The organism is Brevibacillus sp. AG (assembly GCF_028369215.1).
Lineage (GTDB): Bacteria > Bacillota > Bacilli > Brevibacillales > Brevibacillaceae > Brevibacillus > Brevibacillus porteri.
In genome coordinates this window covers 18376-32878 of record NZ_JAQMYO010000006.1, presented here as the reverse complement: position 1 = coordinate 32878, position 14503 = coordinate 18376, and the positions used below count along the sequence as shown (strand labels likewise).

Annotated in this window: 10 protein-coding genes; 3 read left to right on the top strand and 7 right to left on the bottom strand. The window is 49.8% G+C overall.

Annotated features, from left to right (window positions below; translation table 11 throughout):
- Positions 1-84: 84 nt before the first annotated feature.
- Complete coding sequence (locus tag POF51_RS16430; RefSeq protein WP_017251591.1) at positions 85-504, bottom strand: hypothetical protein; 420 nt, start codon at positions 502-504, stop codon at positions 85-87.
- A 218-nt stretch (positions 505-722) separates the two neighbouring features.
- Between POF51_RS16430 and POF51_RS16425 the strand changes: the two genes are divergently transcribed.
- Together POF51_RS16425 and POF51_RS16420 are read left to right on the top strand one after the other, a co-directional pair.
- Positions 723-1466: an ABC transporter ATP-binding protein gene (locus POF51_RS16425; RefSeq protein ID WP_017251592.1), complete on the top strand. Its 744-nt coding sequence runs from the start codon at positions 723-725 to the stop codon at positions 1464-1466.
- On the top strand, positions 1463-2602 hold the full coding sequence (locus tag POF51_RS16420) for an ABC transporter permease (protein ID WP_069849055.1): 1140 nt from the start codon (positions 1463-1465) through the stop codon (positions 2600-2602). The genes POF51_RS16425 and POF51_RS16420 overlap by 4 nt, the downstream gene beginning before the upstream one ends.
- 114 nt (positions 2603-2716) lie before the next feature.
- Here the strand turns inward: POF51_RS16420 and POF51_RS16415 are convergent, their stop codons facing one another.
- Both POF51_RS16415 and POF51_RS16410 read right to left on the bottom strand, forming a co-directional pair.
- Positions 2717-4441, bottom strand: a complete 1725-nt coding sequence (locus POF51_RS16415) for a methyl-accepting chemotaxis protein (RefSeq protein WP_069849058.1) — start codon at positions 4439-4441, stop codon at positions 2717-2719.
- A 210-nt stretch (positions 4442-4651) separates the two neighbouring features.
- Positions 4652-5416 carry a class I SAM-dependent methyltransferase gene (locus POF51_RS16410; protein ID WP_069849061.1) on the bottom strand — a complete coding sequence of 255 codons (765 nt, stop codon included), beginning with the start codon at positions 5414-5416 and terminating at the stop codon, positions 4652-4654.
- Positions 5417-5708: 292 nt separating this feature from the next.
- Here POF51_RS16410 and POF51_RS16405 point away from each other — a divergent pair, with 292 nt between their 5' ends.
- A complete protein-coding gene (locus tag POF51_RS16405; protein WP_069849064.1) occupies positions 5709-7838 on the top strand; it encodes a multicopper oxidase family protein in 2130 nt (709 codons plus the stop codon).
- 57 nt (positions 7839-7895) lie between these two features.
- On the opposite strand, the gene POF51_RS16400 is transcribed toward POF51_RS16405, so the two are convergent.
- The 4 genes from POF51_RS16400 to POF51_RS16385 are packed head-to-tail and all read right to left on the bottom strand — an operon-like array spanning position 7896 to position 14481.
- Positions 7896-10739, bottom strand: coding sequence for a VWA domain-containing protein (locus POF51_RS16400; protein ID WP_271755742.1), 2844 nt, complete (start codon positions 10737-10739; stop codon positions 7896-7898).
- Positions 10729-12603 (bottom strand): vWA domain-containing protein, encoded by a 1875-nt coding sequence (locus tag POF51_RS16395; protein ID WP_271755740.1) that lies wholly within the window; start codon positions 12601-12603, stop codon positions 10729-10731. Before POF51_RS16395 ends, POF51_RS16400 begins: the two co-directional genes overlap by 11 nt.
- Positions 12604-12619: 16 nt before the next feature.
- On the bottom strand, positions 12620-13501 hold the full coding sequence (locus tag POF51_RS16390) for a DUF58 domain-containing protein (RefSeq protein ID WP_173622833.1): 882 nt from the start codon (positions 13499-13501) through the stop codon (positions 12620-12622).
- Complete coding sequence (locus POF51_RS16385; RefSeq protein WP_017251600.1) at positions 13498-14481, bottom strand: AAA family ATPase; 984 nt, start codon at positions 14479-14481, stop codon at positions 13498-13500. The genes POF51_RS16390 and POF51_RS16385 overlap by 4 nt, the downstream gene beginning before the upstream one ends.
- Positions 14482-14503: the final 22 nt, after the last annotated feature.

The window sequence follows — 14503 nt, the reverse complement described above, 5'->3', positions numbered from 1 at the left end:
TGCCCTCCAAGTATAGAAAGAAGTTACGGTAGAAAAATGGAAAGCGTATTACACAACTTTTCCACATTCTAAACATATTATGCGCTACATAAAAAATCGGGTAAAAAAAGAGGAGAGAACGGAGGCGATGACAGGACCTAAAACTGCCCAAACCTGTAAAAAGCGTTCTTGTTTCCTGTCTTTTTCTACTTCCATGAACTGAGCGAGTGCTTCCTTGTCCCGAGTATCGTTCTCCAGTAATTGCAGGATAATATCTTTGTCTTTTTCCGTCTTCTCTGCTTTCATTTCTAACTCGGTTTGCAACTTGTTCAAAACTTGCAGTACATCATAACGCACATCCTCCATGCGCCCCAATTGATGTTCAATTCGTTCCAACCACTTCGTGACTACTATCATTTGTCCCTCAAGCTGATCGATTCGTTCTTCGAATTTGTCTAATTTCAAATAGATGCGCTGTATATGCTGATCTATATTTCTCTGATTTTCATATGGTCCCGCTGTCATAGATTCCACCTCCCCCGTCCGTCCTTTATACTACTTGTTTATGTAGCGGAGAGAAGCATTGCTTGTACGGTTATCCCTCTTTGTTCAGTCTCGTGTAAAAAAAGGCGGCAAACAAATGTATTTCCAAATCCTGAATTCAGCTAAAATAGATGGAAGACTATCTAGCATTTCTCTCAAATAAACGGGGACATGACCGTTTATTCATAAAGGAGGATACCATGACAACCTTGTTGGAGGTAAAAGGGGTAACGGGTGGGTACTCTTACAACCACGCTGTAATCAAAGACGTCTCCTTTCACATACGCGAAAAGGAAATTGTAGCGCTAATCGGGCTGAATGGCGCAGGCAAAAGCACGACCATCAAGCATATTTTAGGACTCTTGGAACCAAACGCAGGCGAAATCAGCATTGCGGGGAAGACCTTTCAATCAGACCCTGAAAACTATCGTTTGTCTTACGGGTATATTCCCGAGTCACCCATTTATTACGAAGAGCTTACGCTGTGGGAGCATATCGAGTTAATGGCCATGAGCCATGGGCTGGACCAGGAAGTGTTTTATGAACGGGCACGTCCTCTCTTAAAAGAATTCCGCATGGAAGAAATGAAAGACCGATTTCCCCAGCAGTTTTCCAAAGGCATGAGACAAAAGCTCATGATCATGATGGCGCTGCTCGTACAACCGCCTCTGTACATCGTGGATGAACCGATCCTGGGTCTGGACCCTCTGGGGATTCGTTCTCTTCTCACGTGGTTAAACCGTTGCAAGGAGCAAGGGGCTGGCATTCTGATGTCCACACATATTTTGGCCACCGCCGAAAAGCATTGTGACCGATTCATCATTTTGCACAAAGGCGAGATTAGAGCCCAAGGAACGCTAGAAGAGCTTCGGGGTATTACAGGGCTCCCAGATAGCTCCTTGGACGACATATACTTGCATATCGTAGAGGATGACGGCCAGTGAAAATAGACGTAGATCAATTATTTCGCAAACGGTTCCATGCCTTTTCAGTCGAATTCATTCGATATGCCCAGTACATGGCCAATGGCGGCCTGATGTTCGTCGCGATCTTTTTGATGGGCTTGCTCGCCTTCTACTACCGCAGCATCATCGCGATGATCCCACCCTGGTTCCCTTTGCCGTATGCCATGGCTCTCGTAATTGCTTTTGTCGTTGTGAGAAGCCCCCTACGCACGTTTTTATTGGAAGCGGATTTGCTTTTTTTGACTCCGCACGAAGTAAGGCTGGATCGCTATTTCCGGAAGGCGCTCGTCTACAATTTTGCCACTCAGAGCATCGTGGTGTTTATCGTCCTGCTCCTGCTCATGCCTATGTATACAGAGGTCGTAGGTGCACAAGGCGTGCAGCTGTGGGTTTATTGGTGCATTCCCCTGCTCTTGAAGGGGTGGAATGTTTACAGCAGTTGGACGTTCTTACGTTTGCCAGATCAGAAGAAGATCGGATTCTATACGCTCGCTCGATTTGCCTTTTCGTATATCCTCCTCGCTTGGGTATTGAGTGAAGGACAATTCTTACGCGTGGGTATGATCCCATTTGGTGTTCTGATCTGCGCTGCGCTCTTGATCTGGCTCCATTCGCGAATGTTGACCTATAAGAAAAAACATTCCATACAATGGTATCGCCTGCTGGCCATCGAGAGCGGCTTGCGTCACCGCTTTTATCAGTTCATGAATAACTTCCGGGATGTCCCTGCCATGCAGCACCAGGTGAAGTCACGCTCGTGGCTCATTGCCCTGACGAAGCTGCTTCCTTACCGTCAATCAACAGCAGGACGTCATTTGTTTACCAAAAAATTTATTCGATCTGGTGACTTTGCGGGCATATACTTCAGGCTTATCCTTCTATCCGCCTTCCTAGTCCTGATTTTGCCAGGCCCATATGCAAAAATCATTGCCGGCCTGCTCTTTCTCTTCATGACTGCCAGCCAGATCGGCACCCTGTGGCGCCACCAGCAAAAGCGAAACGGGTATGCGATTTTTCCGATTCGGGATAGTCAGTTGAAACAGTCATTTAGCTGGCTGCGCATGATTCTGTTGGGTTTTCACGGTGTAGTTCTTGTGCTCATTGGAATTTTGTAGTGTAAGCTTCCCTTTTACATGAAAAGCCGCTTCTTCCCTCCACTACAGCCACAAAAAAAGCAGCTCTTCATCAGTAGAAGAGCTGCTTTTTTATTTATTGATAAAGTAATTTGTCTACAGTCGGAACGTATCCACCTTGCTGCGCAGCTCCTGAATGCTGTCTGTCACCTGCTCCGTTTCAGACACGAACTGATCAACGTTTCCACTGACCTCATGCATCGTAGCAGATACTTCTTCAGTAGCTGCTGCTGTTTGTTCCGAGATGGCAGTAACCGTCAACACGGATTCATTCACCTTGTTCTGACCTTGCTTCATCGTCTCTACGCTTGCCATGACATTCGCAAGCGACGTCTTCAAGGTATGCGTCATGTCAGACAGAGCCGTAATGCCTTGTGTAACGGAATCCAAACGCTCTGTACCCGCGTTGTAGCGATCCAGCGTCGCATTCGTCTTTTCCGTAGCTTGTCTTACCTGATCTTGAATGTCTTTGATGCTCTCCTGAATAACGTGGGTTGCCGCACCTGTCTGTTCAGCCAGCTTGCGAACTTCTCCCGCTACCACAGCGAAGCCTCTGCCCGCTTCGCCAGCACGCGCACTCTCGATGGCTGCATTCAACGCCAACAGATTGGTCTGTCCGGCGATTTGCTGAATCGTTTCAATCACGTCGTTAATTCGGCTCGATTTTTCTTCAAGAATCGCCATTGTATTTTGCACTTCATGAAATTGTTTGTTCGTCTCTGTTCCATCTGCCAAAAACTCTTGCAATACTTTGTAGCTGCTCTCTCCGATATCGGACACGCGATTGGATACTGCATCCATCTCGTCCATCGCCGTATTCAATTCAGACAGCTCGCTCAAGAATTCTTGAACCGTTTGCACCGTCATCTCCATCGCAGTTGCTGTCTGCTCATTCCCCTGCGCAATCTCTTGGCTGGTAACCACGATATTTTTGTTTTGCTCGCGGACAGAGTTGGCACCTTCCCGAATGGAATTCGCCATGCTGTCGATATGCTCGGTTGTCTCTTTTACACCGCCAATGATTTGACGCAGCTGTGTCGTCATCTCACCAAAAGCAACGACAATTCGGCCAATCTCGTCTTTTTTGTTGGAAACAGAAATCTCTGTAGACGTGAGATCACCAGAAGCAATGCGCATAGACGCCTCTTGTACAACTTGCAGTGGACGCAGCATCTTCTTGATCAAAAAGAATACAGCAACCAAAGCAATAATCGTTACGACAATCATAGAGAGAATGATCCGTGGCATGGTCTCATCCAAAACCTGATCATTAATCAGTTCCACTTTGTCTGCCGCAGTATCTACACCTAGCACCGCAATTACTTGACCAGATGGATCTTCAATCGGTGCGAATGCACTCAGGTAGTCCCCGAACACAGGGTCTTTGACGATTGGCGTACTGTTCGATCCGCCTTCCAGAGCAGGAGCAATGTCAGCCATGCCAGTAGAGGTCGTCTCTTGACCAATTTCAGATGCTCCCTTTGCTCCTTTCGCCGTTCCATCCACCATAATCCTTACCTTTTCACCATCTGCATGAAGAATATAAACATAAAGGGCACCTGTTTTTTCGGTGTAATCAAGCAACAAATTTCGGATAGACCAGTAGTCGTCAGATTCTTGTGGCTGAGATATAAATTTCGCTATCTTCTCTGAGTCAAGCCCTTGGGAGATATGCAAGGCTGTGTTGATGCTTGAGCGCGAGAGTGTCTTTTCAACAGTAGTTACGCTATTTTCGTAAATCATGATAATATTGATTGCCATCATGACGGCAATGATCACCGCTACAAGAGCAACGACCCGTGTTGCCAAGCTCTTACTCATCCTGTTTCACTTCTCCTTCGCCGGTTACGATATGTGTATTGCGGACCACCCACCTGGGAGCGGACGCATTGTTGCGGGAGGTTTTGCCTTTTCGTAAAAGGATCAGCATTGTTGTTCTCACACGGTGATACTCGATAAAAAAAACACCCAAAAAGGGTGCTTTTCCTAAACACTCCCTACCAGTCTTATCGACAATCGGTAGTGATTTAATTAGGACTTTTGTTGGGCAATCAGGAAAAATCGATGGGTAGGAATATCGATATACCCAACCGCTTCGATTTTTTGGTGCAGGTCGAGCAAGGCATCCGCGTACTTTTCTACAGTAAAGTCGCGAATCTGCCATTCGATCACCTTCAAGTAGTAAACAATGGCACCGATATCGTAAAAACGCGAAAAGCTCATTTCCTCTCTTTGCTCCACAATCGTAAGACCGACTTCCTCCAGCTCGTTCACTGCATAGGCAAGATTCCAGTGCAAGTAATCAGGCGGAATTGGAGCGCCCAGCAATCGATTCAGGTCGAGATTGTCTTGACCGCCTACTTGCTGAGTGACAAATGTGCCCCCTGGCTTTAACAGGCGCTTCATTTCAGACGGCAAATAAGCTTCATGTCGATTGATAATCAAGTCGAGTGACTGATCCTCAAAAGGCAATATTTCTTCCCCGTCTACTGGAAACACACGAACACCTAAGGGCTCCAGATTGGCTTTTGCCACCGCTACATTCGGCTCATAGCCTTCTGTCGCATACGTCTCCACTGGGAACGGCGCAAGCGTAGAAAACAGTTCTCCACCGCCTGTTCCCATTTCCAGCATAGAGCGAATCCCAAGCATATTCTTTTTCACGATATTTACGTAGTTCCAGCCAAGTGGTGCATCCTGCATCCTGCCTGTCGCAGTCAATCTGGCAAAATCCCACCCAGCGAATGGTGCCTCCACTTCCTCTTGAAAGCTTTTGATCCAATCCTTATTTTCCATTTCTGCTTCTCCTCTCATTTATACCAGTCTGTTCATTTCCAAACCAGACGAGGCAGGAGGAGCTCGAGCGCGTTGTTACGTTTGTACAAAATCAAAGGACATGAGAAAAAGCCGCCTTCCCAATATTCTGATAATCCGAAAAAGATTACTAAAATTGTAATGTATATCCTGTATGTAGATCAAGCGCACTTCTCCGACTTAAGGCGGAGTGAAAATACTGCCTCGGTACGTTTGGTCTTCAGCCGTTTCTCTATATCATTAGTATCGAACTAGTAAACAGGAGGAACTGATCATGGCTGATTTTGAAGTGCTTGCCGGGATTCATCAAGGATTGTTTCTGGTCCTTCTCATCGTCATGCTGGTCCCAACAATCATGGCAAACCAGCTCGTTTTCCGTCCGACGAAACGGGCTTTCATAAGCAGTGCTCGCATCACTTTATGTTTTTCATGGTCGGCCCTTTTTGTATTTGCGGGGCATTTAGTGATGACATGGGTTTTGTTTGAATCCTTTGGTTGGCTTTACATAAAGGATACGTTGCTTGGCTTTTTACCTTTTATTTTTGTTCCATTGCTCTTTTGCCTTCTCTCTACTTTTCCACGATTGTGGGAGTTGACCGGGAAAGGCGGCAGAGAGTCAAGGCAGTCACAAGTAGATACGGATTATACCCGCATTTTGTTACAAGAGAAAAATGTTAGGTCTGCAAAAGCAAACTCGCCAGATCTAAACGACGCATTAGATGCAGAGTGGCGAGGAGACGCATCTTGCCCCGAATTGCTCGTTCCGCTACAAGCTAGCGTCTTGAGTTGTCTGATCGCACTCTTTCTTCAAGTCTTTTTTCCGGCTGTTACACTGGAACCGTCCATTTTGTTTCTCGCTTGGGGCGTATTATTAGCCGGGGTCTCCCTGCTCTGGATTCGGCAATCGTGGCAGCATCAATACCATTCCACTGCGGAAATTTGGGTAAAACCACGTCGCCTGCATCGCTTTATCCGTTTTGCCGCGTTTCTTCTGATGACTGCTTTACTTGCGACGATCTGGGGAAATCAAGCGATGATAGCGAGTCGCCTTCCCGATCATTCACCTTTGGGAGGTCAGAATCAGGACGATCACGCTTTCCCCGATTTCGTTTTCCCTGTAAAGGCGAGTGCCCATTCGATGCCTTCCACAGGGAAACGTGGAAGTGTCGATGGGCCAACAGAACCAAAACAAGAACCCCCTGATCGAACGATTTCGCTGAACGCACAGAAAACAACCATCCTTCAAGCATCAGGAAAAACCGTAGAAGCATGGACCCTGAATGGACAATATCCCGGGCCTGAGCTGCGTATGAAGCAAGGGGAGCTCGTCGAAATCATCCTTTTGAACAAGGATATTTCCGAAGGGATAGACATCCACTGGCATGGCATGCAGACTCCCGCTAGCTATGATCGCATTGCAAAAGGAGAAAAATCTGTTTATCGTTTTCGCGCAGAACAAACAGGAACGTATTGGTATCATTCTCATCAGCAAATTCCTGCGCAAGTAGTGAACGGACTGTTCGGCGCCCTTGTGATCGAGCCAGCCGAGGCTACGACTACAGGCGCACCCATCCGCGACATCGCCATGATTCATCACAAGGACGAAAAGGCAGGCGCGATGTTAAACGGCTCACATACACGAAAAATCGAAACAGTTACTCCTGGCACAACGGTTCGCCTTCGCTTTATTAACGCAGAAAATGCTCCTGTCACCTATTTGCTGCAAGGAACTCCTTTTCAGGTAGTAGCGATTGACGGAACCGAGGTAAACGAACCGAATTTGATTGCCAATCAAGTCTTGCAGCCGGGGGCAGGCGGTCGATACGACATTCAGTTTACGATGCCTAATCGTCCCGTGCTATTTGCTCCAGCTACAAACCAGCAAGACAAAGGGCTACTCTTACGTCCAGATGGGTCCGAAGATGCTGTGCCCTTCTTAGATGCAGAGCTTTCTGTCTTTGACCCTGCACGTTACGGCAGTCCGATTGCGCTTCCTTTTGATCTCTCTTCCCATTTTGATCGGGAATATCAACTGCTCATTGATGGTCAGTACGGATTTTATGACGGTCAATTCGAGCGTTTGTCGACGGTAAATGGCGACTTGCTTCCTGAGACACGAATGATGATGGAAGAGGGGGATCTCATAAAGCTGACTTTCGTCAACCGCAGCTTCCAGGATCAATCGATGTATCTGCATGGTCATCACATGCTCATCTTGAGTCGAGACGGCAAAAAGGTGACAGGAAGTCCATGGTGGACGGACACTCTCCAGGTAGCGCCAGGTGAAACCTATGAAGTTGCTTTCCGCGCGAATAATCCTGATGCATCAATGGAAGAGAGCCTGCCTAAAGGTGACACTGCTTTTGGTATAGCAATCCCGCTCGTGTATGAAGAGCATCTCTAAAAAGAAAACAGCAGTCCGTAGCGATTTTCGCCAGGCTGCTGCTTTCTTTTTTGTCTGTTACTGAGACTTTTTCCGGTTCTTGGCCGCCAATAGTCTGTTTAGCGTTTCGTCAGGCTGTGTTTGCTTCTCCTGCTTCTCTTTTGCCTGCTCGTTCTTGATTGCTGCTGGCTTCACCCGATTTCCAGCCGTCCCTACCGGATGAATATGGGGAGCAGATACGACTTTCTGGTCATCTATCCGCTCTTCACGTGTCCGTCTTGTCGCAGAGCGCTTCTCGCCGAGGCGAGACAATACTGCCTGTTGTTCAGAATCGGCAGACGTGGACTTGCGCAATCTCCATAGACTAGATAGCCTTGCCCACCATTGATCCGGCAACTGCAAACGGCGAACGGCGATATCGATTGGCAGCAGCAAAGCCGCCAACATCAGCAACCACTCACTGATTGACTGTGTGTCCCATTTATCAGGAAGCGTGCCGCCAAAAGCTTCTTCCGGTTTGGTGATCTGATTCCCTCCACCGGCACTTAGCCACTCTTGAAGTTCTTTCTCTCCATCGGCATGTATTCCGTATTCGGGTGAATAGGAAACGGTCAATCCAGTCGTTTGGCTCGCCATGACTCGGCCTTGATTTTTTTGTGAGATCTGAATCATGTAAGTGCCCGGATCAGCTGTCTCGAATTCACCCTCCATAACGCCTGGCGCAACCGGCTTAAGCTTGATGACTTCTCGCTTCATCTCTTGATCGAGAACCACTGCCTCCATCTCTTGAGGCATGCTTCCACCAGCTGGCATCGTAACCCTCACATTGCCTTTTGCACCGTTCACGCTCGTAGTCGTCTTCCAAGTGCCTTCTGTAATTTGTGGGAAAGTCCATGCCACGATTTCGTTCCACAGACGGCTGTTTCCTCCCCAAGCCACCCAGTCCGGTGACCACTTCCCTTCCAGATCACTCGTCCAGGCGACAGAACGCCCCAGGCCGTACTGCCAGCGGGTGAGAATCGGATCATCGTCAGCACTCATCAAGGATGATTCAGCTGTTTGCTTCGGTGTTGTTGCTATATACGCTCGCACTGGAGGCAATGTCTGCTTCAGCGTAGGCCATGCTCCCATCCCTGTATAGCCTGGTACTTGGGGCTTCTCTACAATAAACGTGCGACTGGCTAACGCTGTTTCCTTACTGAAGATTTTCGGGATAGATTCGGCATCGTTGGCAAAGTAATATCTGCCCTTTCCTAACTCGGCAATCATCTCCAGCAGCGACCTATCCGAATCATCACCCAGCGCCACAGTTGAAACGGTAATATTTTCAGCCGTCATTTGTTGTAGCAGGCCCTCGTAATCATCGCCGATTGCAGACTGCCCATCTGTGAGCAAAATAACATGCTTGCGCTGGGTGTTCATCGCCTTTACACGTTCGTAGCCCAGCTGTAAGGCAGGGAAAATATCGGTCCCGCCATCCGCTTGGATTTTGCTGATCTGCTGTTGGATTTCATCCAGCTTCGTGACAGATTGTGGCGCTACGACATCCCATGGCGCATCGTCAAATGCGATCACCCCGATGTAGTCCTGTGCATTCATCATGGTTGTCGCTCGAATTGCGGCTTCTCTAGCCAGCGCCATCTTATCCGCACCTCTGGCATCGGCACTCATACTGCCCGATTTGTCTATGACCAGTTGAAGCCCGAGCGTAGGGAGCTGTTCCTTCCCTTTCAAATCCATGTGAACGGGCAATGCCTCTTCGATTGGTGTCTGGAACCAGCCACCCATGCCGAAGCTATCTTTACCCCCTGTCATAATCAAACCAATGCCCAAATCACGTACAGCGGTCCGCATCCGTTCCATATCCGCATCAGTCATGCTGGTAGCAGGCACATCTGCCAGTACGATGGAGGCAAATTGCTTGTAGCCCTCAAGCTCCTTTGGCAGCAGTGCAAGATCGCGCAGCTCCACCTTGATATTGCCCGCTTCCAGCGCTTGAATGAGGTTGCTGGCGGCACCTGGATGCCCTTCGGCTACGAGCACGACTGGTGCCCCGGCTACCTGTGTATAGGCAGTAGCCTGATTGTTCGCCGCTACGGTATCTTGTCGCGGCTCGATTTCCACGCGATAGCGATGGAAGCCCTGCTGCATCGCTTTTTGCGAAAAAACGAAGCGATTGTTGCCCTTACCGATCTGTACCGTTTGCTGGCCCGCCTCGCGATTGCCTTCATACAGGCGTAGGGTTGCCTCGGTTGCTATTGTACTCTCCACATCAACGGTGATGCCGTATTCCTCTCCCGCATACAGTCTTTGCGGTACCTGTACAGATGAAAGAACGACGTCATCCCCGTGTGGCTGCTGTAAGGAAACAGCCTCTACAGCGATTCCTCGCTCCCTCGCCAGTCTCGTCTGCCGTGCCGCATCTCCGTTTGTTTCCTGACCATCTGTCAGCAAGACGACTTTTCCTCTGGCATTGGTAGGGATCATGGCAGACGCCAATCGGATTCCTTCTGCCAAATTGGTTGCATTCCGGTTGACATCCACGCCCAAGGGCTGTACCTCTTGGCGTATCGTCAACGGTTGATCAACCGCTGCCTCTGCACCTACTGCAATGACAGCATACTTATCTGCTGCTTGCTTTTGCCCGATCGCCTCGCGCAGAAAGGAGAGAACCCGCGGATCGTCCTTCATAGAAGCGGATCGATCTACAACAAACACAATCGTTTTCGCCTGAACAGGTGTCAACAGCTGTGTCCCTGCCAACGCCAACACCAGAAGGAGGAACAAGAGCGAGCGAATAGTTGCAATTGTCGCCTTTCTGGCGATTGGCATTTGCTTTTGATGTCGCCACCAGCTGATGATGAGGTACGCAACGGGAAGCAATAACAACAGGAATAGCGGCTGTATAAAGTTAATACCCACGCTGATACACCCTCCATTCCACCAATAACACCAAGAGAGCAAACGCCGCCAACCAATAGGTCAACTCCTTCGTTCCCAGTGCTCCTGTTGTGTCAGTCGCTGTTGCTTCCTCACTCTCCTTTTGTTCTTCGGCATTCTTCCGGGCAACGCTCACAGACTTTGGTGTAATATTCGATTCTTCCTCATTCATTTGGACAGTAAAATACGTACTTTTGGTCCCGGTATCTCCCCCTTCGTCAAGACGATACAGTCCGGTCAGCTCTGGTAGCTGCATCGTTTTCGACGTGGCGTCGTCCGTAAGAGACTGCTGGTGTCCATTCGGATACGTCAAGGTACGTGTTGTCGCTCCTGGTGAGAGTGGGATGGTCAAGACCTCTCCCGGATGTGCCGTGGGGATTGGGGCTGTTTGACCAGGTGACAGCCAATTGACGATATTTTGCATGAAAATCGGAAAAGCAGGACGTAGAGGAAAGTCCGATGCATGCAAATCAAATCCGATGATGACCATTCGACGACCGTCTATGATCCCGGCTCTGACCAGATCGACATCGCCTGCGCGTACCAATGGCTTCATACCAGGCATCTCGTCCAATACGTATCCTTTGGCGACATGCACATCCCGCCAATCTACGTGCTTGAGCAGAGGGTCATCCGGGGAAACTGGCCTTGGCTGTTGATCCAGTTCTTTTTCCCCAGCAAGCGGTAACCACTCTGTTTTCTTGTTCGGAGCAATCAACAAAATGTTTCCTTTTGGCAGCTGGTCTGGCACGACTCCGTCAAAAACCCACAAGTCACGCGCAGCCGCTGCTGTAACCGGTGCCTGCTGAATCGTTTCCACCTCAAGACTTCCGACTGTCTGCAATACTTGATGGAGGAAGCGGTTCCCCTCTGGCGAATACAACGCTGCTTTTCCCCTCCCGGCAGCGAATGGCACGCTCCACATGACATTATCCTGGGAAAGTCCGTCCTGCTCCGGTTCGATGACTGCACGATAGACACTAGACATCGCCAGCTTCTGAAACGAAAATGTCTGGGAGCTGCCTGCCCCAATCGCAAAAGAATCGGTATCTAGCAACTTGTCTTGCTCATCAAAAACAGTGACTTTTCCTTTCGCAGGCATACTGCCGTGATTGTCCACCCGCAGCAGTCCCTCTACCCCTTTTTCCGTCGGCTGGGTCACAAAAACACCGATTGCGGTATTCTCGCGGGTGCTTCCCATCTGCATAAACTGAAAGCTCCCGGAAAAAGCAGGAACTGGGCCTCCATCCAGCTTGCGTTCCCCGCTTCCGTCCCCCATCCAAACCACTCCACTGCCTGGTTCATTCTCTGCAATAGCTCCCGCTAATGACAACGCAGCGATTTGATCGGATGTCCCGGAAAAAGGCGCAAGCTTTTCGATGGCTTGCAAGAGCGGCTCTTTGTCTGCACTTTTGGAAACCAAAACATTCGGCTCACGCCCTGCCTCGATGAGGGTCATTGTCTGGCTACTTCCCAGCTTCTCTACGAGTGCTTTTGCCTGTGAAACGGCTCGTTCTAGCCGCGTCTCGTTCCCTTCCTTCGTCATCATGCTCCCTGATGTATCTACGACCAAAATCGTATGGTCGGATGTGATTCCCTCAGTGGGAACGGCCGGTCGTATCAAAGCCAGCACGAGCAAGCAGGCAACGAGCAGTTGCAGCAGCAACAACAGGTTACGCCGCAGCCTTTCCCACGGTTTCACCGCTTCCCAGTTTTGCATCGTGCGCTGCCACAGGAGTGTACTTGGTATGACACGATCCTCTACTTTTCGCTTGAGCAGGTAGAGGACGATGATGGCCGGGATAATCAGCGCAAACCACAAGTTGCCCAAACCCATCCACTGCATGTAGTCTCTCTCCTCTCTAGCGAATCAAGCCGGCCTGACGAAAGACATGGAAGACAATCGATTCCAGCGATTGTTCCGCCTCTACAGACACGAAGGCGATCCCTCTTCCATATGCAAACGCGGACAGTTCTTGTTGATAATCTTGCAAGCTCTTGTGGTACTCTTCCATCAAAAGGCTGGTCAGGGATACTTCTTTTGCTTGCCCGGTCTCTGAATCTATCAACCGCAGCTCTCCCGCATACTCGGGCGCAAGCTCTTCTTTGGAAAGCACCTGAACCAGCGTCACCTCTTGTTTGGCCGCCTGCAAATACGCGATGCCTTCTGTATAACCTGACTCGAACAAAAAGTCCGACAGCACGATAGATGTGCCAGCTTTGCCGCTGACAGCCCCAGGCTGGCGCATTGCCGTTTGAATATCACCTGCTTCCCCTTCTTGCAGGGAAGATAGGAAGCTAAGCAAGCGATGTGCCTGACTCTTTCCTTGCAGCCCGGTAAGTGCTGCCGTAATGCGGCTGTCAAATGCATAGACCGACACATGATCGAGATGGCACAGGGACAAATAGCCAAGAGCCGCGGCAATCTCGACAGCTCGGGCCATTTTGTTCGGTTGCCCGTAGCTCATCGAGCGACTGCAATCGATATACAAGTTCACATGAAGCTCTGTTTCATCCAAGTACTTTTTCAAAAACAGCTTGCCTGAACGGGCATACGCATTCCAATCGAGCTGCCGCAAATCATCGCCGGGAACATACGCCCGAAAGTCCGCGAACTCCATGGAGCTGCCCAGCTGTCTCGCCCTTCGCTTGCCTGCCTGGCTACCGCTGACCGCTTTGCGGCTAGCCATCTGCATTCGCTCCAGTCTGGCGAGCCATGACGGATCAAGCAGGTGTTGATTCATACTTTCTGCGTCCCCAGTTCGTCCAAAATATCCATAATGACGCGGTCTGGTCGGATGCCGTTTGCCTCTCCTTCAAAATTAAGGAAAATGCGGTGGCGCAACGCTGGCAGAGCAACTGCTGTCACGTCCTCGTATGCCAGATTGTATCGGCCAGCCAATAACGCACGTACCTTTGCCAAGGAGACAATCGCCTGCACGCCACGTGGACCTGCACCGTTGCGCACATATTTGTTCACGGAAGCAATCGCCTGTTCCCCCGGATGCGTCGCTAAAAGCAGCTTCACGGCGTAATCTAGTACCGCATCGGCAACCAGCACTTCACGCGCTGCCTGCTGAATCTCAGCAATTTGCTCGGCTGAAGCCACTTTTTCCACGGTGATCACCTGGCTCGTAGTCGTTTGTCGCACGATCATTTTCAGTTCTTCTTCCGTCGGATACGGCACGTCGATCTTCAATAAAAAGCGGTCCATTTGCGCTTCTGGCAACGGGTATGTCCCTTCCTGTTCCAGCGGGTTCTGTGTCGCGAGAACGAAGAATGGCGCCGGCAGCTGACGAGTCACACCGCCGGCAGAAACGGTTCGCTCCTGCATGGCCTCCAACAGGGCGCTTTGCGTCTTCGGCGTCGCCCGGTTGATTTCGTCAGCCAGCACGACATGAGCGAAGATCGGACCATGTTGGAATTGGAAAGACTGCTGACCCTTCTCGTCGACCAACAGGATGTTCGTTCCAGTAATGTCTGTCGGCATCAGGTCCGGTGTGAACTGAATACGCTGAAACGACAGCTCGAAGGCTTGAGACAGTGTCCGAACAAGCAGCGTTTTGCCCAATCCGGGTACACCTTCCAAAAGCGCATGTCCACCTGCAAACACGGCCCACAGAAGTTGCTCGACCACATCTTTTTGTCCTACCAATACCTTTCCAATCTCCTGCCTGACAAGCTCTACTCGCTGCAAGCAATCCTCTAGCGTTTGCTGCGCCATCGCCGTGTCCCCTTCCTGTTGT

What these genes read in the sequence shown, in the direction of transcription:
- POF51_RS16405 (WP_069849064.1), top strand. Translation starts at nt 5,709, where the DNA reads ATGGCTGATTTTGAAGTGCTTGCCGGGATTCATCAAGGATTGTTTCTG.
- POF51_RS16415 (WP_069849058.1), bottom strand. Translation starts at nt 4,441, where the DNA reads ATGAGTAAGAGCTTGGCAACACGGGTCGTTGCTCTTGTAGCGGTGATC.
- POF51_RS16385 (WP_017251600.1), bottom strand. Translation starts at nt 14,481, where the DNA reads ATGGCGCAGCAAACGCTAGAGGATTGCTTGCAGCGAGTAGAGCTTGTC.
- POF51_RS16395 (WP_271755740.1), bottom strand. Translation starts at nt 12,603, where the DNA reads ATGCAGTGGATGGGTTTGGGCAACTTGTGGTTTGCGCTGATTATCCCG.
- POF51_RS16425 (WP_017251592.1), top strand. Translation starts at nt 723, where the DNA reads ATGACAACCTTGTTGGAGGTAAAAGGGGTAACGGGTGGGTACTCTTAC.
- POF51_RS16430 (WP_017251591.1), bottom strand. Translation starts at nt 504, where the DNA reads ATGACAGCGGGACCATATGAAAATCAGAGAAATATAGATCAGCATATA.
- POF51_RS16390 (WP_173622833.1), bottom strand. Translation starts at nt 13,501, where the DNA reads ATGAATCAACACCTGCTTGATCCGTCATGGCTCGCCAGACTGGAGCGA.
- POF51_RS16410 (WP_069849061.1), bottom strand. Translation starts at nt 5,416, where the DNA reads ATGGAAAATAAGGATTGGATCAAAAGCTTTCAAGAGGAAGTGGAGGCA.